Raw genomic sequence first — 18,156 nt, 5'->3', positions numbered from 1 at the left:
ATGCGTCACCCGATCGCTTCGAGCACGGCCTCGCCGAGGCCTGCGGGGCTGTCGGCGACGACGATACCGGCGGAGCGCATCGCCTCGATCTTGTCATCGGCGCCGCCCTTGCCGCCCGCCACGATGGCGCCCGCATGGCCCATGCGGCGGCCCGGAGGGGCGGTGCGCCCAGCGATGAAGCCGGCGACCGGCTTCTTGCGGCCCTTCTTTGCCTCGTCCTTGAGGAACTGCGCGGCGTCCTCCTCGGCGGAGCCGCCGATCTCGCCGATCATGATGATGCTCTCGGTCTCGTCATCGGCGAGGAACCATTCCAGCACGTCGATATGCTCGGTCCCCTTGATCGGGTCGCCGCCGATGCCGATGCAGGTGGACTGCCCCAGCCCCGCATCGGTGGTCTGCTTGACCGCCTCGTAGGTGAGCGTGCCCGAGCGCGAGACCACGCCGCAGGAGCCGCGCTTGTGGATATGGCCGGGCATGATGCCGATCTTGCAGGCGTCGGGCGTGATGATGCCGGGGCAGTTGGGGCCGATCAGGACCGATTTGCTGTCCATCAGCGCGCGCTTGACGCGCATCATGTCGAGGACCGGGATGCCCTCGGTGATGCACACGATCAATTCCATCTCGGCGTCGAGCGCTTCGAGGATGGAATCGGCGGCGAAGGGGGGCGGCACGTAGATGACGGAGGCGTTGGCTTTTGTCGCGTGTTTCGCCTCGTGCACCGAGTTGAACACCGGCAGGTCGAGATGCGTGGTGCCGCCCTTGCCCGGCGTCACGCCGCCGACCATCTGCGTGCCATAGGCGATGGCCTGTTCGGAGTGGAACGTGCCCTGGCTACCGGTGAGCCCCTGACAGATGACCTTGGTTTCCTTGTCTACGAGGACTGCCATTTCTCTGGCTCCTTCCTTTGGTGTTGCTGTTTGTCGTCAGGAGCGCCCTGGAGGCGCGCCTTGCATGGGTGGATCAGGGGGCCTTCTCCTCGGCTGCGTGTCGGTCCAGAGCCTCGACCACCTGCGCGCGCGACCACAGGCCCATCGACCGCTGACGGCGGCCACGGGCGGTATCGAGGAACGCGGGATCGAGGTTGATATCGCCGGTTTCGGGGATCGTCTCCAACGGGTCGGAGAAGTTGAACGGGGCAATGCACGGGTTGAAGGGCGCAAAGTCGCCATTCTTGTTCAGCCGCCGGTTCACCGGCGTGTGGTGCATGCTGGTGAGCAGGTACGGGATGCCGCTCTCCACGAAATTTTCGAAGAATTTCCAGCGCAGCCACCACTTGAGGTGAAACAGGCAATCACGGCACATCATCATGTCGGCCCGTGGCAAGGGGTCGGCGGTGATGTCGAGATGGACGAATTCGCGGACCGGGCCCGCGTGTTGGGCGGCCACCGCATCGAGCACGTCGCGGGCGATATCGGCGCCGATGTAATGGACATCGCCCAGATCGACATGCTGCATCCAGAACCAGTCGCCGCAGGGCGCGTCGAGGAAGCGGCGGACGTTGTGGCGTGCCAGCAGCCCCGGTAGCGCGGCGCGCAGGGCGGTCGTGGCCTCGAGCGTCGAGCCCGCGCCGGAGCGCGATTCGACCTTGCGTCCCGACCAGTCCTTGGCCTCGAATTCCGATCTCAGAGCGTCACGCATGGGAAATCCCTCCCGCTCCTGACCACGGCACGCCGCGTGCTCACCCCTTCACCGCCTTCACGATCTTCTGTGCGGCGTCGGCGAGGTCGTCGGCGGCAATCACGTCGACGTCGGAATTGTTGATGATCTCCTTGCCCTTTTCGACATTGGTGCCTTCGAGCCGGACGACGAGGGGCACCTGCAGGCCCACCTCTTTTACGGCGGCGACCACGCCCTCGGCGATCACGTCGCAGCGCATGATGCCGCCGAAGATGTTGACGAGGATGCCCTTGACGTTGGAATCCGAGGTGATGATCTTGAACGCCTCGGTGACCTTTTCCTTGGTCGCGCCGCCGCCCACGTCGAGGAAGTTGGCAGGCTCGGCGCCGTAGAGCTTGATGATGTCCATCGTCGCCATGGCGAGGCCCGCGCCGTTGACCATGCAACCGATCTCGCCGTCGAGCGCGATGTAGTTGAGGTCGTACTTGGAGGCTTCGAGCTCCTTGGGATCTTCCTCGGTCGTGTCGCGCAGTTCGGCGATGTCGGAGTGGCGGTAGATGGCGTTGGAGTCGAAACCCATCTTGGCGTCGAGACACTTGAGATCGCCCTTGTCGGTGACGATCAGCGGGTTGATCTCGAGCATCTCCATGTCCTTTTCCACGAACATGCGGTAGAGCGTGCCCATCAGCGCCACGCATTGCTTGACCTGCGGTCCCTTGAGGCCGAGGTTGAAGGCGATGCGGCGTCCGTGGAACGGCTGATAGCCGGTCGCGGGGTCGACCGAGAAGCTGAGGATCTTCTCGGGGGTCTTGGCCGCGACCTCCTCGATATCCATGCCGCCCTCGGTGGAGGCGACGAAGCTCACCCGGCTGGTGCCGCGATCCACGAGCAGGGCAAGGTACATCTCCGTCTCGATGCCCGACCCGTCCTCTATATAGATGCGGTTGACCTGCTTGCCCGCGGGGCCGGTCTGCTTGGTCACGAGCGTGCGCCCGAGCATCCGGCGCGCCTCTTCGGCGGCCTCCTCGACGGACTTGGCGAGGCGCACACCGCCAGCCTCGCCGGCGCCGGGCTCCTTGAAGGTGCCCTTGCCGCGCCCGCCCGCGTGAATCTGTGCCTTGACGACCCAGAGCGGCCCGTCGAGCGCACCCGCTGCGGTCTTGGCTTCTTCGCCGCGCAGGACCACGCGACCATCCGACACCGGGGCGCCAAAAGAGCGCAGGAGCGCCTTGGCCTGATACTCGTGGATATTCATGAAACTGTCCCGTTTTGCTGCGATTAACACAGGTATAGGCACAGATTCGCGCGCGCATTAAATGGTTTTTTGCGCTTTCGGGGCAATTGGGGCAAATTTCGGGGTTTTGTGATCACGGCGATAAATCGTGTGATCACAAAAGAGACTGAAGGGAATTTATGCTGCCTGAAAAGAATCGGGGCTGGAAATTATCCAGCCCCGGCCGATCTGTATCGGTCGCCTTGTCAGGCGAGCGAGCCGTCGATGCCCTTGCAGGCCTCCACGAGGCCCTTCACCGCGTCAACGGATTTGTCGAACATCGACTGCTCTTCCTTGTTGAGCTTGATCTCGACGATGCGCTCGATGCCGCCATCGCCGATCACCGTGGGCACGCCCACGTACATGCCCTTGACCCCGAACTCGCCGTTGCAATGGGCGGCGCAGGGCAGGACGCGCTTCTGATCCTTGAGATAGGCCTCGGCCATCTCGATCGCCGCGGTCGCGGGGGCGTAGAAGGCCGACCCGGTCTTGAGCAGACCGACGATTTCGGCACCGCCGTCGCGGGTGCGTTGCAGGATGGCGTCGAGCTTTTCCTGCGTGGTCCAGCCCATCTCGATCAGGTCCGGCAGCGGGATGCCCGCCACGGTGGAATAGCGCACCGAGGGCACCATCGTATCGCCATGCCCGCCAAGCACGAAGGCCGAAACGTCGCGCATCGAGACGCCGAATTCGAGGCTGAGGAAATGGCGGAAGCGCGCGCTGTCGAGAACGCCGGCCATGCCGCAGACCTTGTGCGCGGGGAGCCCTGAGAATTTCTGCAAGGCCCAGACCATCGCGTCGAGCGGGTTGGTGATGCAGATCACGAACGCGTCGGGCGCGTTGGCGGCGATGCCCTCGCCGACCGACTTCATCACCTTGAGATTGATGCCGAGAAGGTCATCCCGGCTCATCCCCGGCTTGCGCGGGACACCGGCGGTAACGATGCAGACATCCGCCCCGGCGATGTCGGCGTAGTTCTGCGTGCCCTTGAGATTGGCATCGAAGCGGGCGGATGGGCCGGATTCGGCGATGTCGAGCGCCTTGCCTTCGGGGGTGCCTTCGGCGATGTCGAAAAGGACGACGTCGCCGAGTTCCTTGAGCGCCGCGAGATGGGCGAGCGTGCCGCCGATCTGTCCGGCGCCGATCAGCGCGATCCTGGGTCTGGCCATTGGATTTGTCTCCGTGGGTTGCAAAGCTGCGGCAGGGCGTAGTCCGATTTGTGGCCCCATGCAAGCCCGCGGCACTGCGGCGGATTGGGGCGACGGGGCTTTGTATGCGGCAGTATGCTGAGAAATCAGTTCTGGTCCGAAAGGTTAGGAGAATGGACGTCACTTGGGACTTGCTTGCCGTCGGGGCGGTCGCGGCGCTGTTCGCGGGTGTCTCGAAGGGGGGATTCGGCTCTGGCGCAGCCTTTGCGGGGGCGACGATTCTGGCGCTGGTGATCCCGCCGGGGATGGCGCTGGGCATCATGCTGCCGCTGTTGATGGTGATCGACCTCGCGACACTGCGGCCCTATTGGCGGCAATGGGGCGTCACCGAGACGGCGCTGCTGATCCTCGGGGGCCTTCCGGGCGTGACGTTGGGGGCCGCGTTCTACCGGGTGGCCGACGCTGATCTGCTGCGGCTGCTCATCGGGGCGATCGCGCTGGGGTTCGTCGGCTGGCAGGTGGCGCTCCGGTCCGGTGCGATCCGTGGCGCGGCGCGGCCCTTGCCGGGCTGGGCGGGCCTGATGGCGGGCCTCGTGGCCGGGTTTACCAGTTTCGTCAGCCACGCGGGCGGGCCGCCGGCGGCCGTTTACCTGCTGTCGCGAGGCCTCGGCAAGACCGGCTATCAGGCGAGCACGGTGGCGTTGTTCTTCGTGCTCAACATCGCCAAGGCCGTGCCTTACGGTTTTCTCGGACTGTTCACCGCCGAGACGCTGCGCATCGACCTGATGCTGGCGCCGCTGGCGCTATTGGGGGCATGGATCGGCGTGCGCGCGCACCGGGCGGTGCCGGAGCACGCGTTTTTCGCGATCACCTACGTGCTGTTGACCGTGACGGGCCTCAAGCTGGTGATCGACGGTCTCTGACACGCCGTCAGGCGTCGTTGCCCGGGGCGGGCAGGCTGTCGGCGATCGTCTCGAAGCCCTGACCGGCGGCGACGAGGCAGGTGATGCCGTCGGTGCCGGTCACGATGATGGTCCAACTGCCGGAGGTGGCGGAGGCGAACACCTCGACCACCGCGTTGTTGGCCCTCAGCCCCATTGACTGCCGGGTTTCGCCATAGGCCTCGGCGAGGCGCTGCACCACCGTCTCTCGCGGGGCGCACTGACCCGATTGCGCCGCCGCTTGCGTGGCCAGAAGACAGGTGAGGGCCGCGGTCAGGCTCAGATTCCTTTTCCTTGCAATCATCGTCACACCCATTCACTTGTTGGTCCCTGCGGTCCCGCGAAAGGATGCCGGAGGAGACGTGAAGACTTGGTTAATGCGGGGTGACGGGGTTCGGGTATGCTGCGTCGCGGCGGAAACTGCTTGAAGTTTTGTGGCAATAAATGGCATTCCTGCGAACGATTGTTACTTCTCAGCGCAAGGACAGATCATGGCCAGCCCCTCCCACCCCTATCGCTCGGTGCTCTACATCCCCGGCTCGAAGGAACGCGCGCTGGAGAAGGCGCGGGATCTGCCGACCGATGCGATCATCTTTGACCTGGAGGATGCCGTCGCCCCCGACGCCAAGGCCGAGGCGCGCGACACGCTGGTCGCGGCGCTGCGCGCGGGCGGCTATGGCAAGCGCGCGCGAATCGTGCGGATCAACGCGCTGACCACCGAGTGGGGGCTGGAGGATGCCCGCGCGCTGTGCGAGGCGGGGCCCGATGCGATCCTGTTGCCCAAGGTCAACACGCCCTCGGATATCGACAACCTGACCGAGGTGATCGGCCCCGACCTGCCGGTCTGGACGATGATGGAGACGCCGGTGAGCGTGTTCAACGCACGCGAAATCGCCGCGCACCGGCAGGTGACGGGGCTGGTGGCAGGCACGAACGACCTGACCAAGGATCTCGGCTGCCGGGTGCGCGCCGACCGCCTGCCGCTTATGACCGCGTTGCAGATGGTCGTGATGGCGGCGCGCGCGGCAAGGATCGTGGCGGTGGACGGGGTCTATAACCGGTTCCGCGACGGCGACGGGCTCAAGGCGGAATGCGAACAGGGGCGCGACCTCGGCTTCGACGGCAAGACGCTCATTCACCCGGCTCAGATCGAGATCGCCAATACCGCCTTTGCCCCCACCAATTCCGAGATTGATCTGGCCGAACGGCAGATCGCAGCCTATGAAGAAAGCCGGGCCTCGGGACAGGGGATCGCTGTGGTGGACGGGCAGATCGTCGAGAACCTGCACATCGTCGCGGCGCAGCGCATTCTCGACCGGGCGCAGGCGATACGGGACATGGCAGCGGAGTAGCGACCAATGGTTTACCTCATTCTCGGGCTGATCCTCTGGACGGCGGCGCATCTGTTCAAGCGGGTGGCCCCCGAGTTACGCGCGGGGATGGGAAACGTCGGCAAGGGGCTGGTGGCCGTGGGCGTTCTCGCGGGGCTCGGGCTGATGATCTACGGCTACCGGCAGGCGGAGTTCGTCAATATCTGGTTCCCGCCCGCGTGGACCGTGCATCTCAACAACCTGATGATGCTGGGGGCCGTGTTCCTCTACGGGATGAGCGCCACAAAGGGGCGGCTGCGCGGCGCGCTCCGCCACCCGCAACTGACCGCCGTCAAGGTCTGGGCGGTGGCGCACCTGCTGGTGAACGGCGATCTCGCGTCGCTGATCCTGTTCGGCGGCCTGCTCGCCTGGGCGGTGCTGGAAGTGGTGGTCATCAACCTCTCCGAAGCATGGGAGCGCCCCGCACCGGGCGAGGCAAAGCGCGACATCATCCTCGGCGTCATCACGGTGGTGCTGTTCTTTGGCATGACCTTCGTGCACAACTGGCTGGGCGTCTGGCCGTTCCCGGGGTAAGGCGATGAAACTCTACCGTTTTCTCAGCGCCGACGACACGTCGGCATTTTGCCACAAGGTGACGGCCGCCCTCAACGACGGTTGGGAGCTGCACGGCGGGCCCACCTATGCCTTTGACGCGGCCAACGGCGTGATGCGCTGCGGTCAGGCCGTGGTGAAAGAGAAAGACGGCAGCTACTCGCCCGACATGAAGCTGGGAGAGCAGTAGGCATGAAGACCAATCCGGGCCGGTTCTTCGAGGATTATACCCTCGGCGAGGTGATCCGCCACGCGGTGCCGCGCAGCGTCTCGGGCGGCGAACGTGCGCTTTATCACGCGCTCTACCCCGCGCGGCACGCGCTTTATTCATCGAACGAGTTCGCCCGCGCGAGCGGCCTGCCCGACAGCCCGATTGACGACATGGCGGCGTTTCACATCGTCTTTGGCAAATCGGTGCCGGATATCTCGCTCAACGCCGTGGCCAATCTCGGCTATGCCGAGGCGCGCTGGCTGCGCCCGGTCTATCCCGGCGACACGCTGCGCAGCGAATCCGAAGTGATCGGGCTCAAGCAGAACTCTTCGGGCAAGACCGGGGTAGTCTACGTGCGCACCACGGGCATCAATCAGCATGATCTGCCGGTGATGGAATTCACCCGCTGGGTCATGGTGCGCAAGAACGACATGAGCGCCCCGGCGCCCGACGCGGTGGTGCCGCAGACGGCGGCGGTGGTGGACCCGAACGACCTCATCATCCCTGCCGGGCTCGACTTCACGAATTACGATTTCGGGCTGGCCGGAGAGCCGCACCGGCTGGGCGATTACGAGATCGGCGAGCGGATCGACCATGTGGACGGCGTGACTATCGAGGAAGCCGAGCACATGATGGCGACGCGGTTGTGGCAGAACACATCCAAGACGCATTTCGACGCCACGCCCCGCGCCGACGGCAAGCGGCTGATCTATGGCGGGCATGTGATCTCAATGGCGCGCGCGCTGTCGTTCAATGGGTTGGCCAATGCGCAGATGATCGCCGCGATCAATGCAGGCAGCCACGCCAACCCCTGTTTCGCGGGCGACACGGTGCGCGCGTGGTCCGAGGTGCTCGACCGTGCAGAGGTGGACGCGCCGGGGGTGGGCGCGCTCCGCCTGCGGCTGGTGGCGACCAAGGGCGGTGCGCCCTTCACCCTCAGGGGCGAGGACGGCAAGTACCTGCCCCACGTGTTGCTCGATCTCGATTACTGGGCGCTGATGCCGACCTGAGCCACTGCATTCAGAGGCTGCGCAGGATCGCCTTCAACTCGGGCTCCCGCACTAGCTTGGCGGCCTTTTTCGCCGGTACCCAGAGCCGCTTGCGCTCTGCCGCCTCGGGGAAGCTGTCAGCAAGATCGCCCTTGCGCAGCCGCACCTTGTAGAGATGCGCGACGATCGGGATCACATTGCCATCGTCGAGCGCCTTGTCATAGAAGAACTGTCCGGCAGGGCGGGCCTTGTCGGCGCCCGCGCGCACGCCAGCCTCTTCCCACGCCTCGCGCATGGCCGCCTGCGCGTCGCTCAGCCCCTTGATCGGCCACCCCTTGGGCACGATCCAGCGCCCGGTGTCGCGGCTGGTGATGAGCAGCACTTCCTTGCGACCCTTTTCCTTGCGCCAGCACAGCGCCGCCACCTGCCGTTCCGGCGGATAGGCAGTGCGCGCGCCAGAGCGCTCGGTTACGGATTGCATCTTTACCATTTGGTCTGCCCTGCCCGGCATGTTCGCATTTTTTCGTCTATTACCGTTTAGGTTATGCGAAAACCGGGCGCCATGCAAATCACCGTGTGTTTCGCGGCGTGTTTCGCGGCTTCGCCCGCAACGTCGGATCCGCCTCGGTCGGATCCTCCGGCCAGGGGTGCCGGGGGTAGCGGCCGCGCATGTCCTTGCGCACATCCGCGTAGGAGGTGGCCCAGAAACCGGGAATGTCGGTCGTGGTCTGCACCGGTTTCTGCCCCGGCGACAAGAGCGTGACGCGCAATCGCCGCCCGGCAACGACCGGGTGCTCGGTCTGGCCGAACATTTCCTGCAGGCGCAGGGTGATCTCCGGCTCCTCGCCGGAATAATCGATGGGGATCTTGCGCCCCAGCGGCGTGAGGAAATGCGCAGGCGCGCTGCTGTCGAGCACCTGCATCTGCGCCCATGTGAGCCTTGCGCGCAGCGCGTCCAGAATATCGAACGCCTTCCAGTCCCGTGCCGTTTTCACGCCACCGAGAAACGGCAGCAACCATGTCTCGAGCGTGTCCATGAGCGCCGCCTCGGACATGTCGGGCAGGTCCGGCATGCTCTCGCGGCAGAGCGTCACGCGGGCGGCGAAGCGGCGGGCGGCGTCGGTCCAGCTCAACCCGAGGTCGCGCACTCCGTCGAGCATGGCGCGGGCGACCGCCTCTTGCGGCGCGTCCTTCCAGAGCCGGTCATCAAGGATCAGCGCGCCGAACCGCTCCTGCTGCCGGGCAACGACGCGCCGGGCGCGCCGGTCCCACGCGCAGACATCCTCCCAGCCGATCCGGTCGCCGTAGAGGTCGCGCAACTCTGCCTCGCCGATCTCGATGGCCTGCCGGATGCGCGCCTCGCGCGGGTCGCCGTCGAGGTCGGTGGCGACGATGAGTCGCGCGCCGGACATCGGATCGCCCTCGGGCATGACCGCCCCCTTGCCACCCGAGAGCACGTAGCGCGGGTCATCGCCCTTGCGGCGCAGGCCGACGCGGTCAGGATAGGCCAACGCGGCCATCCCGGCATCGCTCATCCCGGCCTCTGCACCCCTGGCCTGTCGGATCAGGCGTTTCGCTTCGGCGCGGATACGTTCGACCGCGCCGCGATTGGCAGGATGCGGGTGCCGCTCGGCATAGGCGCGCGGATCGTGGATCGCTGCCATGCGCAGGGACAGGTCCACAGGCGCGCCTCGCGCCAGCGGGTCGCGATCCGCCAGCAGCGCCGCCATCGGGGCGGCACCGGGGCCAGCCACGGCCAGCATGTGCGCCAACCGCGGATGCAGCGGCAACGCGGCCAGCGCGCGCCCGTGATCGGTGATAAGGTTACGGGTATCGAGCGCACCCAGCATCTTCAGCAGCGCCTGCGCCTCGGCATAGCTGCCGGGATTGGGAGGCGTGAGAAAGGGCAGCGCTTCTGGTTCCGCCCCCCACAGAGCCAGTTCCAGCGCCAGTCCGGCGAGGTCGGCGGCCTCGATCTCGGGCGGCGGGAAGGGCGCGAGCGCGCCGTCCTCGCCGCGCGTCCAGAGCCGGAAGCAGAGACCCTCGGCCACCCGGCCCGCGCGGCCCGCGCGCTGCGTGGCCTCGGCGCGGGTGACCCGCTCGGTCACCAGCCGTGACATGCCCGAGCCGGGATCGAACCGCGCCCGCCGCGCACGGCCCCCGTCCACCACGACGCGGATATCCTCGATGGTGAGAGAGGTCTCGGCGATGGCGGTGGCGAGCACGATCTTGCGGCCCTCCGGGCACGGGGCGATGGCGGCGCGCTGCGCGGCGAAATCCATTGCACCGAAGAGCGGGCGCAGGTGACAGCCGGGTGACAGGCGGCCCTTGAGCAACGCCTCCACCCGCCTGATTTCTCCCTCGCCGGGGAGAAAGACCAGTACGCCGCCCCCTGTCTCCGTGACCGCGCGCTCCACCAGATCGGCCACGCCCTCCTCGAAGCGCTGCCGCTTGGGCCGGGGGCGGTCGAGCCAGCGGGTCTCGACCGGGTAGCTGCGCCCCTCGGACGTCACCACCGGCACGTCGCCCATCAGCCGCCCAACCGGCTCGGCATCGAGCGTGGCGGACATGGCGAGCAGGATCATGTCCTCGCGCAGCGCGCCTGCCACCTCGAGGCACAGGGCGAGGCCGAGATCGGCGTTGAGCGAGCGTTCGTGAAATTCGTCGAAGATCACGGCGCCGACACCGGGCAGGTCCGGTGCGGACTGGATCATGCGGGTGAGGATTCCCTCGGTCACGACCTCGATCCGGGTCGCCTTCGACACCTTTGCCTCGCCCCGGATACGGTAGCCGACGGTCTCACCCACCCGTTCGCCGAGGGTCTCGGCCATGCGTTCGGCGGCGGCGCGGGCAGCGAGGCGGCGCGGCTCCAGCATCACGATGCGGCCCGTCGTCAGCCCCGCGCGCAGCATCTCGAGCGGCACCACGGTGGTCTTGCCTGCCCCCGGCGGGGCCTGCAACACCGCGCGCCCGCGCCCACGCAGCGCGTCGAGCAGGGCGGGAATGGCGTCGTGGATGGGCAGTTGGCCGGGCATGCCCCGGTTATCCGACAGCGGCACCCGCTTGACCAGAGGAGGAACTCTGCTTTCTTCCTGGTCCAGATACTCTGTCCTTCGCGTGCGCCCCGGTCTGGACATTCCCCGCGTCGCCAAGGCAAGAAGGCGCGGACAGATCAGGCAACCCGGCGGGCGCATGGATATCGAAGAGACAAGCGAGCGGATCATCGCGGGCGACCGGCGGGCGCTGGCGCGGGCAATCACGCTGATCGAGAGCGGGCGCGCCGATCACCGGGCGCAGGCTACCGACCTGCTCGAAGCGGTGCGTGGATCGGGGCGCGAGGCGCTCCGGATCGGGCTCTCGGGCACGCCGGGGGTGGGCAAGTCCACCTTCATCGAGAGCTTCGGCCTGATGCTGACCGGACAGGGGCTGAAGGTGGCGGTGCTGGCTGTCGATCCAAGCTCGGCGCGCTCGGGCGGCTCGATCCTCGGCGACAAGACCCGGATGGAGCGGCTGTCGCGCGAGCCGGGCGCGTTCATCCGCCCCTCGCCCAGCCGCAGCCACCTGGGCGGCGTGGCGCGGCGCACGCGCGAGGCGGTGGCGCTGTGCGAGGCCGCGGGCTTTGACGTGGTGCTGATCGAGACGGTGGGCGTGGGGCAGTCGGAAACCGTGGTGGCGGAGATGTCCGACATCTTCGTGCTGCTGCTGGCGCCGGCGGGCGGCGACGAATTGCAGGGCGTCAAGCGCGGGATCATGGAGATCGCCGATCTCATCCTCGTAAACAAGGCCGATGGCGATCTGAAGGCGGCGGCGCAGCGGACGCGGTCGGATTATGCCGGGGCGCTGCGGCTGTTGCGCAAGCGCGCGCAGGACCCCGAGGGCTTTCCCAAGGCGATCTGCGTCTCGGCGCTGGAGGACGAGGGGCTCGAAGGCGCATGGGAAGAGATGCGCGCGCTCATCGACTGGCGCCGGGCCGAGGGGCATTTCGCGGCCCGCCGCGCGGCGCAGGCGCAAAGCTGGTTCGTCGAGGAACTGCGGCAGGGTTTGCTGGCGCGGCTCGACGCGCCGGAGGCGCGGGCCGAGATGGAGCGCTATTCACGGGACGTGGCCGCAGGGACGATCACACCGGCGGCAGCGGCCTCCGAGATGCTGGAAAAGCTCGGCCGCTGAGCCCGCTCACCCCCCCGGCTCGCGAAGGTAAACGCCCTCTGGCAGGTCGAGCGCCGCGCCGAGATCGCGTAGCTGGCTCATCGACAGGGTGATCCGCAGCACCGTATCGGTGCGCGGGTCGTATTGCTCGACCGTCACGCATTCCTCGAAGGCGTTGACGACGACGTCTTCCTTGAGAGGGGCGGCCCCCTCGTCGACGAGGGTGATGACGGTCGAGTCGAACTCGTGCTCTATGGAAAACATGATTATAGGCTACCCGTTCGACGGCGGATTGCAAACCGTTGATGGGCGGCGCGTCGGGGGCTGTAAGAAGGTCGAGAGCCTGCTACAAGACAGATGTGGAGATCGACCCGAGGAGATCAGATGCGCTGGATTGCCTGCCTTGCCCTTGGTCTCGTCGCTTCTTGCGTCGAGGTGTCAGAGACCGCCCAGACCCCACAGCCCGCTGCCGAGCGCCCCGCGCCGACGGTCACTCGCGCGAAAGTGCAGCAATTCCTTACTGTTGCGCAGCGCATTGAGCCGGTGGCCGAGCGCAATTGCCGCGACCGCGCGCCACGGTCTAACTGCGATTTCCGCATCGTGGTGGATGACCGACCCGGCCAGCCGGTCAATGCATACCAGTCGCTCGACCGCACCGGGCGGCCGGTCGTCGCCTTCACGTTGCCGATGATCGGCGCGGTCCGCAATGCCGACGAGCTGGCCTTTGTCATGGGGCACGAGGCCGCGCATCACATCGCCGGTCACATCCCGCGCCAGCAGCAGAGCGCGATGGCGGGGGCTGTCATTCTCGGCGGTATCGCCGCGATCACGGGAGCCGGGCAATCGGTGGTCGACGGGGCCGTCGATCTTGGCGCCGGCGTGGGCGGGCGTGTCTTTTCAAAGGATTTCGAGCTTGAGGCGGATGCGCTGGGCACGGTGATCGCGCATCGCGCGGGCTATGATCCGGTCCGTGGGGTGGCGTTCTTTTCGCAGATTCCCGATCCCGGCAACCGGTTCCTCGGGACGCATCCGCCCAATGCACAAAGGGTCGAGACGGTGCGGCGGGTGGCGGCGGGGCTTTGACCGAGATCAATGACGCGAGGGAAACCGCATGGCAGGCTTGGCAAGGGAGTACAGGGAGACTTGCCATGCAACACAGTCTTATTCTCAAGCGTCATGCCGACCTCGTGGACCGGATGGCAGAGGCACAAGGTGTTGATCTGGAAGAAACAATGATGGAGGGGCACCTCACCCCCGGAGAGCTGGGCGAGGCGGTTCTGGCCTGCACCGGATGTGCCGCGCCGGAGGCATGCGAGCACTGGCTGGCCGCGCATGGAGAGGGCGAGGCGGCGCCGGATTATTGCCGCAACAGCGCGCTTCTGGCCGAGCTGACCGCACGGTTCAAGCGCTGAACCGCAAGGTTCAGAGCGCCGCAGCGACCGCCGTGTTAATACCTATGAAGAAGCAGGCCGAGGCCAGCGCGACGAAGACGTGCCAGATCGCGTTGGCGAAACGCAGGCTTTCCCACGCGTAAAAAATCACGCCGACGCAGTAGAGCAGCCCGCCGCCCACGATAAACGCGAGGCTGAGACCCGGCAGCACGCCCGAGAGCGGCAGGATCAGCGCGACCCCGGCCCAGCCCAGCGCCATGTAGGGCAGCCAGCCGGTGGTCATGGTCCCGCGCGGCATGCGCAGCTTGGACAGCGCGCCGAGACAGGCCAGCGCCCAGACCCCGGCCAATACCATGTAGCCGAAGGCGGTGCCAAGCAGGATGCCGAGCGGCGTGAAGGTGCCCGCGATCTTTACATAGATGGCCGCATGATCAAGCCGCCGCAGGAGCGGGCGCAGCGGCGTATGCGCGAGCAGGTGATAGGCCGCCGAGGCACCGAGCATCGCGAGAAGCGACAGCGAGTAGACCGTGACCGCGAGGAACGTGACCCCGTCCATGTGCAGGGCCCAGAGCGAGTATACCGCCGCCACCCCCGCGAGCGCCGCGACCAGGCCCATGACGTGCACAACGCCATCGGCGATGCGTTCTGCCGGGGTATAGAGCGGGTAGGACATCTGCGTCATTCCTGCATGGTTACATGATCTTGCGGACATATCCTTAATAACCCCCAAATCCGGCCATCATGCGACATGATCGGGGCAGGAACGGTGCATACGTGCAACATGTCGCGCGTAGAGCCACGGTGCAAGCACGCGCTCGTAGACGAGATGCGCCGCGTGGCGCAGCCCCGGCAGCGCGACGATGCGCGCCAGCCAGCGGTAACGCGGCAGCGCGCGCCACAGCGCCAGAAACGCCTCCACGCCCGACAGCACGCGCCCGCCCTGGCGCACATGCAGCCGCCGCGCCGCCATGTCGGGATCGATCCCCCACTCTGCCAGATCGCGGGTGTTGAGATCGTGGAACGCCACCGGAAGATCGCGCGCCTCTGAATGGGCGCGGTAATGGTCGATCTCGGCGCGGCAGACCGGGCAGCGCGCATTGTAGAGGACTTGGGTTTCGCTCGGGTCTGTCATGTCCGGGGACCTATGCCGGGCTCGGGCGCGGGCAAGGGCTACGGGTGGAAAAGGCGGTTGCGTTGGTGGATCTTATTTCTTATAATTTTTGTCAGAAATAATCGAAGCCGAAGGATCAACACCATGCACCTGCCTGCCCTGCCCGTTCTTGCCGCCACCCTCGTGCTCGGTCCCGGCGTCCTGCCCGCCACCGGCGCCGAGGAGGTCGAGCATTATGCCGCCGCGTCCTCTGAAACCCTCGCGGAGGCGATGGAGAACCTCGCCGCCTACAACGCCAAGGTGGAAGCGGTCATGGCGCGCGACGATCTGGGCGTGCAGGACATGGAAGAGGTGCACGAATACACCTACACGATGGAACAGGCCGTGGCGCGCATCGCCTCGGAGGTGGAGAAGATCGCCGTCGTGCTGGAGCGGGTTCACCTGTCCTCTGAAGGTGACAACCCGCATGCCCTGCGCGGGGCGACCGAGGTCTACCTGGAAATGACCGCGCCGCTGACCGAGTGAGGGGGCGCACGCTCGGGCCGACCGAGTCCAAGGGTGACTGTCAGATCACGGTCACGAACTGATCGGGGTGGTTGTCGGGAGATTCTGACCTGATCCTGCCATTCGCTTCCTGCCCCCGCGCGGAATCAAGGCGTGCTTGCACGCCGCCGCGCGAGCGCCAGCCCGCCCCCCGGGCTGGCGATTGGGTAACGCTGGCGCAAAGCTCTGATCGCTCTCGGGAACTCGAACATAAAGCACGATAGACCAGCCGTTGCATCGCCATCCCGCGGGCTGGCGCTCGCGCGGCTCATCACCGGATGATTCAAGGTCCGCTCAAGCCCCAAAACCGCACGTCTCTCTCCAAGCGCCCCGGCGCCCGCGTCCCGCTTGGAGGATGATCGCCCCTAGAAATCCAGGTTCGCGACGCTGAGTGCGTTTTCCTGGATGAATTCGCGGCGGGGCTCGACCACGTCGCCCATCAGCTTGGTAAAGAGATCGTCGGCCTCGGCCACGTCGTCGATCTTGACCTGAAGCAGCGTGCGCGCCTCGGGATCGAGCGTCGTCTCCCAGAGCTGGTTGGGGTTCATCTCGCCCAGCCCCTTGTAGCGCTGGAGCGTGAGGCCCTTTTCCCCCTCTTTCAGGATCGCGGCCAACAGGTCGAGCGGGCCGAAGATGGGCTGCGAGCGGTCCTTGCGCAGGAGCGTTGCACGCTCGCGGTAGATGTCGCGCAGGGCCTGCGTCATCTGCGCAAGGCGGCGCGCCTCGCCGCCGCGCAGCACCGGGCCGTCCAGCGTGCGGATTTCCTCGACGCCGCGCACGGTGCGGGTAAGACGTAGCCCATGATCCTGCGTCGGGCGGCCCCGCCAGCCGCGCTCGTACTCGTTGGAGATCATGTCGAGCCGGGTGGCCACGGTATCGGCCACGCCCTGCAGATCGGCATCCACGCGCCCGGGCAGGAACGCCTCGGCGATGGCTGCCTGTTCGAGGATATGGCGCGGGTAATGGGTGGGGAACGCCTCCAATATGCGCTTGGCCTGCCGCGCCTCCTCGACCACGCGCACGAGGTCTGGCCCGGCGATCTCTTCGCCGGTGCCAAGGCGCAGGGCGGCATCGGTGGTGCCCTGCTCGATCAGGTAATCCTCGAGCGAGGGGTGATCCTTGAGATAGACCTCGGACTTGCCGCGCATCACCTTGTAGAGCGGCGGCTGCGCGATGTAGAGGTATCCGCCCTCGATCAGCTCTGGCATCTGCCGGTAGAAGAAGGTCAGCAGCAGCGTGCGGATATGCGCGCCGTCCACGTCGGCATCGGTCATGATGACGATCTTGTGGTAGCGCAGTTTCGAGATGTCGAACTCGTCCCGCCCGATGCCGGTGCCGAGCGCCATCACGAGGTTGCCGATTTCCTGAGAGCCCAGCATCCGGTCGAAGCGGGCGCGTTCGACATTGAGGATCTTGCCGCGCAGCGGCAGCACCGCCTGCGTGCCCCGGTCGCGCCCGGTCTGCGCCGAGCCGCCGGCGCTATCGCCCTCGACGAGGAAAAGCTCGGTCTTGGAGGGATCCTTGGACGAGCAGTCCTTGAGCTTGCCGGCGAGGAAATTGACATCCATCGGGTTCTTGCGGCGGGTCAGGTCGCGGGCCTTGCGCGCCGCCTCGCGGGCATGGGCGGCCTCGATGATCTTGCCGACGATGATCTTGGCGATCTGGGGGTTTTCCTCGAACCATTCGGCGAGTTTCTCGTTCATCAGACCCTCGACCGCCGGACGCACCTCGGAGCTGACCAGCTTGTCCTTGGTCTGGCTCGAGAATTTGGGATCGGGCACCTTGACCGACAGCACGCAAGTGAGCCCCTCGCGGGCGTCGTCGCCGGTGAAGCTGACCTTTTCCTTGCGGGCGATGCCGGTGGTCTGGGCGTAGGCGTTGATGGTGCGGGTGAGCGCGCCGCGAAAGCCCGCCATGTGGGTGCCGCCGTCGCGCTGCGGGATGTTGTTGGTAAACGGCAGCACGGACTCGTGATAGCTGTCGTTCCACCACATCGCCACCTCGACGGTGATCCCGTCGCGCTCGCCGATGATGAAGATCGGCTCGGGCATCATCGGGGTCTTGTGACGGTCGAGATACTTGACGAATTCCTTGACCCCGCCTTCGTAGAAAAGCTCGCTCTCCAGCGGCTCGGGTGGGCGCTCGTCGCGCAGGATGATGCGCACGCCGGAATTGAGGAAGGCCAGTTCGCGGAGCCGCCGCTCCAGCGTTTCGAAGCTGTAGTCGAGGTTGGAGAAGGTGTCGGTCGAGGCGAGAAAGCGCACCTCGGTGCCCTTGCGCCCGTCGGCGTCACCGACGACGTGAAGATGGTCGACCGTAAAGCCCCCCTCGAAACGGGCGAGGTGCTCCTTGCCATTGCGCCAGACGCGCAGTTCGAGCCAGTCGGAGAGCGCGTTGACGACCGACACGCCGACGCCGTGCAGACCGCCCGAGACCTTGTAGGAATTCTGGTCGAACTTGCCGCCCGCGTGTAGCTGGGTCATGATGACCTCGGCCGCCGAGACGCCCTCTTCCTCGTGGATATCGGTGGGGATGCCGCGGCCATTGTCGCTGACCGAGACGCTGGAATCGGCGTGAATCGTAACGTTCACGGCGTCGGCGTGACCGGCCAGCGCCTCGTCGATGCCGTTATCGACGACCTCGTAGACCATGTGGTGCAGGCCCGAGCCGTCATCGGTGTCACCGATATACATGCCGGGGCGCTTGCGGACAGCCTCCAACCCCTTGAGAACCTTGATGGAATCGGCACCATATTCTTCGGGCACGATGGCGGGTTCGGACATGCGGATTTCCCTTTGGAATGTTTCGCATTTTATACGAAGTCTGGGGGGGAATGTCACGGCCCCACCCCATATTTTGCGCTG

Annotated in this window: 20 protein-coding genes; 9 read left to right on the top strand and 11 right to left on the bottom strand. The window is 66.3% G+C overall.

Annotation, left to right across the window (positions count from 1 at the left end):
* Nucleotides 1-5 precede the first annotated feature (5 nt).
* From sucD to mdh, 4 genes are all read right to left on the bottom strand, one after another.
* Nucleotides 6-887, bottom strand: coding sequence for a succinate--CoA ligase subunit alpha (sucD, locus tag C6W92_RS02230; RefSeq protein WP_129431441.1), 882 nt, complete (start codon nucleotides 885-887; stop codon nucleotides 6-8).
* A 73-nt stretch (nucleotides 888-960) separates the two neighbouring features.
* On the bottom strand, nucleotides 961-1,638 hold the full coding sequence (locus tag C6W92_RS02225) for a class I SAM-dependent methyltransferase (protein WP_129431440.1): 678 nt from the start codon (nucleotides 1,636-1,638) through the stop codon (nucleotides 961-963).
* Nucleotides 1,639-1,678: 40 nt separating this feature from the next.
* A complete protein-coding gene (gene sucC / locus C6W92_RS02220; protein WP_129431439.1) occupies nucleotides 1,679-2,872 on the bottom strand; it encodes an ADP-forming succinate--CoA ligase subunit beta in 1,194 nt (397 codons plus the stop codon).
* Between the two features lie 224 nt (nucleotides 2,873-3,096).
* Nucleotides 3,097-4,059 (bottom strand): malate dehydrogenase, encoded by a 963-nt coding sequence (gene mdh, locus C6W92_RS02215; protein WP_129431438.1) that lies wholly within the window; start codon nucleotides 4,057-4,059, stop codon nucleotides 3,097-3,099.
* Nucleotides 4,060-4,211: 152 nt separating this feature from the next.
* Here mdh and C6W92_RS02210 point away from each other — a divergent pair, with 152 nt between their 5' ends.
* Nucleotides 4,212-4,961, top strand: coding sequence for a sulfite exporter TauE/SafE family protein (locus C6W92_RS02210; RefSeq protein WP_206735490.1), 750 nt, complete (start codon nucleotides 4,212-4,214; stop codon nucleotides 4,959-4,961).
* Between the two features lie 7 nt (nucleotides 4,962-4,968).
* Here C6W92_RS02210 and C6W92_RS02205 read toward each other — a convergent pair whose 3' ends face one another.
* Complete coding sequence (locus C6W92_RS02205) at nucleotides 4,969-5,295, bottom strand: hypothetical protein (protein WP_241691044.1); 327 nt, start codon at nucleotides 5,293-5,295, stop codon at nucleotides 4,969-4,971.
* Between the two features lie 175 nt (nucleotides 5,296-5,470).
* Here C6W92_RS02205 and C6W92_RS02200 point away from each other — a divergent pair, with 175 nt between their 5' ends.
* Genes C6W92_RS02200 through C6W92_RS02185 form a run of 4 tightly spaced genes read left to right on the top strand, consistent with a single transcriptional unit; the run spans nucleotide 5,471 to nucleotide 8,122 of the window.
* Nucleotides 5,471-6,331 carry a CoA ester lyase gene (locus C6W92_RS02200; RefSeq protein ID WP_129431436.1) on the top strand — a complete coding sequence of 287 codons (861 nt, stop codon included), beginning with the start codon at nucleotides 5,471-5,473 and terminating at the stop codon, nucleotides 6,329-6,331.
* Between the two features lie 6 nt (nucleotides 6,332-6,337).
* A complete protein-coding gene (locus tag C6W92_RS02195) occupies nucleotides 6,338-6,883 on the top strand; it encodes an NnrU family protein (protein WP_129431435.1) in 546 nt (181 codons plus the stop codon).
* Nucleotides 6,884-6,887: 4 nt separating this feature from the next.
* Entirely contained in the window at nucleotides 6,888-7,091 is a 204-nt protein-coding gene (locus C6W92_RS02190) for a DUF1737 domain-containing protein (RefSeq protein ID WP_129431434.1), read from the top strand.
* A gap of 2 nt (nucleotides 7,092-7,093) precedes the next feature.
* Complete coding sequence (locus C6W92_RS02185; protein WP_129431433.1) at nucleotides 7,094-8,122, top strand: MaoC family dehydratase; 1,029 nt, start codon at nucleotides 7,094-7,096, stop codon at nucleotides 8,120-8,122.
* Nucleotides 8,123-8,132: 10 nt separating this feature from the next.
* Here C6W92_RS02185 and C6W92_RS02180 read toward each other — a convergent pair whose 3' ends face one another.
* On the bottom strand, nucleotides 8,133-8,582 hold the full coding sequence (locus tag C6W92_RS02180; protein ID WP_129431432.1) for an NUDIX hydrolase: 450 nt from the start codon (nucleotides 8,580-8,582) through the stop codon (nucleotides 8,133-8,135).
* Between the two features lie 88 nt (nucleotides 8,583-8,670).
* Nucleotides 8,671-11,136: an ATP-dependent helicase HrpB gene (gene hrpB, locus C6W92_RS02175; RefSeq protein WP_129431431.1), complete on the bottom strand. Its 2,466-nt coding sequence runs from the start codon at nucleotides 11,134-11,136 to the stop codon at nucleotides 8,671-8,673.
* A gap of 157 nt (nucleotides 11,137-11,293) precedes the next feature.
* Between hrpB and meaB the strand changes: the two genes are divergently transcribed.
* Nucleotides 11,294-12,268, top strand: coding sequence for a methylmalonyl Co-A mutase-associated GTPase MeaB (gene meaB / locus C6W92_RS02170; RefSeq protein WP_129431430.1), 975 nt, complete (start codon nucleotides 11,294-11,296; stop codon nucleotides 12,266-12,268).
* A 6-nt stretch (nucleotides 12,269-12,274) separates the two neighbouring features.
* Here meaB and C6W92_RS02165 read toward each other — a convergent pair whose 3' ends face one another.
* Entirely contained in the window at nucleotides 12,275-12,511 is a 237-nt protein-coding gene (locus tag C6W92_RS02165; RefSeq protein ID WP_129431429.1) for a hypothetical protein, read from the bottom strand.
* A gap of 120 nt (nucleotides 12,512-12,631) precedes the next feature.
* Between C6W92_RS02165 and C6W92_RS02160 the strand changes: the two genes are divergently transcribed.
* On the top strand, nucleotides 12,632-13,330 hold the full coding sequence (locus C6W92_RS02160; RefSeq protein ID WP_129431428.1) for a M48 family metallopeptidase: 699 nt from the start codon (nucleotides 12,632-12,634) through the stop codon (nucleotides 13,328-13,330).
* Between the two features lie 65 nt (nucleotides 13,331-13,395).
* Nucleotides 13,396-13,659, top strand: a complete 264-nt coding sequence (locus tag C6W92_RS02155; protein WP_129431427.1) for a DUF6455 family protein — start codon at nucleotides 13,396-13,398, stop codon at nucleotides 13,657-13,659.
* A gap of 10 nt (nucleotides 13,660-13,669) precedes the next feature.
* On the opposite strand, the gene C6W92_RS02150 is transcribed toward C6W92_RS02155, so the two are convergent.
* Complete coding sequence (locus C6W92_RS02150) at nucleotides 13,670-14,320, bottom strand: hemolysin III family protein (RefSeq protein ID WP_129431426.1); 651 nt, start codon at nucleotides 14,318-14,320, stop codon at nucleotides 13,670-13,672.
* Nucleotides 14,321-14,377: 57 nt separating this feature from the next.
* Entirely contained in the window at nucleotides 14,378-14,770 is a 393-nt protein-coding gene (locus C6W92_RS02145; protein ID WP_129431425.1) for a DUF393 domain-containing protein, read from the bottom strand.
* Nucleotides 14,771-14,893: 123 nt separating this feature from the next.
* Here C6W92_RS02145 and C6W92_RS02140 point away from each other — a divergent pair, with 123 nt between their 5' ends.
* Complete coding sequence (locus tag C6W92_RS02140) at nucleotides 14,894-15,274, top strand: DUF6746 family protein (protein ID WP_129431424.1); 381 nt, start codon at nucleotides 14,894-14,896, stop codon at nucleotides 15,272-15,274.
* A gap of 383 nt (nucleotides 15,275-15,657) precedes the next feature.
* Here the strand turns inward: C6W92_RS02140 and gyrB are convergent, their stop codons facing one another.
* Nucleotides 15,658-18,075, bottom strand: coding sequence for a DNA topoisomerase (ATP-hydrolyzing) subunit B (gene gyrB / locus C6W92_RS02135; protein WP_129431423.1), 2,418 nt, complete (start codon nucleotides 18,073-18,075; stop codon nucleotides 15,658-15,660).
* Nucleotides 18,076-18,156: the final 81 nt, after the last annotated feature.

This window comes from Roseovarius sp. A46 (genome assembly GCF_004126395.1).
In the GTDB taxonomy this organism is placed as follows: Bacteria; Pseudomonadota; Alphaproteobacteria; order Rhodobacterales; family Rhodobacteraceae; genus Roseovarius; species Roseovarius nitratireducens.
The sequence above is the reverse complement of the archived record's forward strand: the minus strand, read 5'-3'. Positions and strand labels throughout refer to the sequence as shown.

What these genes read in the sequence shown, in the direction of transcription:
- C6W92_RS02225 (WP_129431440.1), bottom strand. Translation starts at nt 1,638, where the DNA reads ATGCGTGACGCTCTGAGATCGGAATTCGAGGCCAAGGACTGGTCGGGA.
- gyrB (WP_129431423.1), bottom strand. Translation starts at nt 18,075, where the DNA reads ATGTCCGAACCCGCCATCGTGCCCGAAGAATATGGTGCCGATTCCATC.
- C6W92_RS02205 (WP_241691044.1), bottom strand. Translation starts at nt 5,295, where the DNA reads ATGGGTGTGACGATGATTGCAAGGAAAAGGAATCTGAGCCTGACCGCG.
- meaB (WP_129431430.1), top strand. Translation starts at nt 11,294, where the DNA reads ATGGATATCGAAGAGACAAGCGAGCGGATCATCGCGGGCGACCGGCGG.
- C6W92_RS02140 (WP_129431424.1), top strand. Translation starts at nt 14,894, where the DNA reads ATGCACCTGCCTGCCCTGCCCGTTCTTGCCGCCACCCTCGTGCTCGGT.
- hrpB (WP_129431431.1), bottom strand. Translation starts at nt 11,136, where the DNA reads ATGCCCGGCCAACTGCCCATCCACGACGCCATTCCCGCCCTGCTCGAC.
- C6W92_RS02145 (WP_129431425.1), bottom strand. Translation starts at nt 14,770, where the DNA reads ATGACAGACCCGAGCGAAACCCAAGTCCTCTACAATGCGCGCTGCCCG.
- C6W92_RS02200 (WP_129431436.1), top strand. Translation starts at nt 5,471, where the DNA reads ATGGCCAGCCCCTCCCACCCCTATCGCTCGGTGCTCTACATCCCCGGC.
- sucC (WP_129431439.1), bottom strand. Translation starts at nt 2,872, where the DNA reads ATGAATATCCACGAGTATCAGGCCAAGGCGCTCCTGCGCTCTTTTGGC.
- C6W92_RS02180 (WP_129431432.1), bottom strand. Translation starts at nt 8,582, where the DNA reads ATGCAATCCGTAACCGAGCGCTCTGGCGCGCGCACTGCCTATCCGCCG.
- sucD (WP_129431441.1), bottom strand. Translation starts at nt 887, where the DNA reads ATGGCAGTCCTCGTAGACAAGGAAACCAAGGTCATCTGTCAGGGGCTC.
- C6W92_RS02150 (WP_129431426.1), bottom strand. Translation starts at nt 14,320, where the DNA reads ATGACGCAGATGTCCTACCCGCTCTATACCCCGGCAGAACGCATCGCC.
- C6W92_RS02195 (WP_129431435.1), top strand. Translation starts at nt 6,338, where the DNA reads ATGGTTTACCTCATTCTCGGGCTGATCCTCTGGACGGCGGCGCATCTG.
- C6W92_RS02160 (WP_129431428.1), top strand. Translation starts at nt 12,632, where the DNA reads ATGCGCTGGATTGCCTGCCTTGCCCTTGGTCTCGTCGCTTCTTGCGTC.
- C6W92_RS02210 (WP_206735490.1), top strand. Translation starts at nt 4,212, where the DNA reads ATGGACGTCACTTGGGACTTGCTTGCCGTCGGGGCGGTCGCGGCGCTG.
- C6W92_RS02155 (WP_129431427.1), top strand. Translation starts at nt 13,396, where the DNA reads ATGCAACACAGTCTTATTCTCAAGCGTCATGCCGACCTCGTGGACCGG.
- mdh (WP_129431438.1), bottom strand. Translation starts at nt 4,059, where the DNA reads ATGGCCAGACCCAGGATCGCGCTGATCGGCGCCGGACAGATCGGCGGC.
- C6W92_RS02190 (WP_129431434.1), top strand. Translation starts at nt 6,888, where the DNA reads ATGAAACTCTACCGTTTTCTCAGCGCCGACGACACGTCGGCATTTTGC.
- C6W92_RS02165 (WP_129431429.1), bottom strand. Translation starts at nt 12,511, where the DNA reads ATGTTTTCCATAGAGCACGAGTTCGACTCGACCGTCATCACCCTCGTC.
- C6W92_RS02185 (WP_129431433.1), top strand. Translation starts at nt 7,094, where the DNA reads ATGAAGACCAATCCGGGCCGGTTCTTCGAGGATTATACCCTCGGCGAG.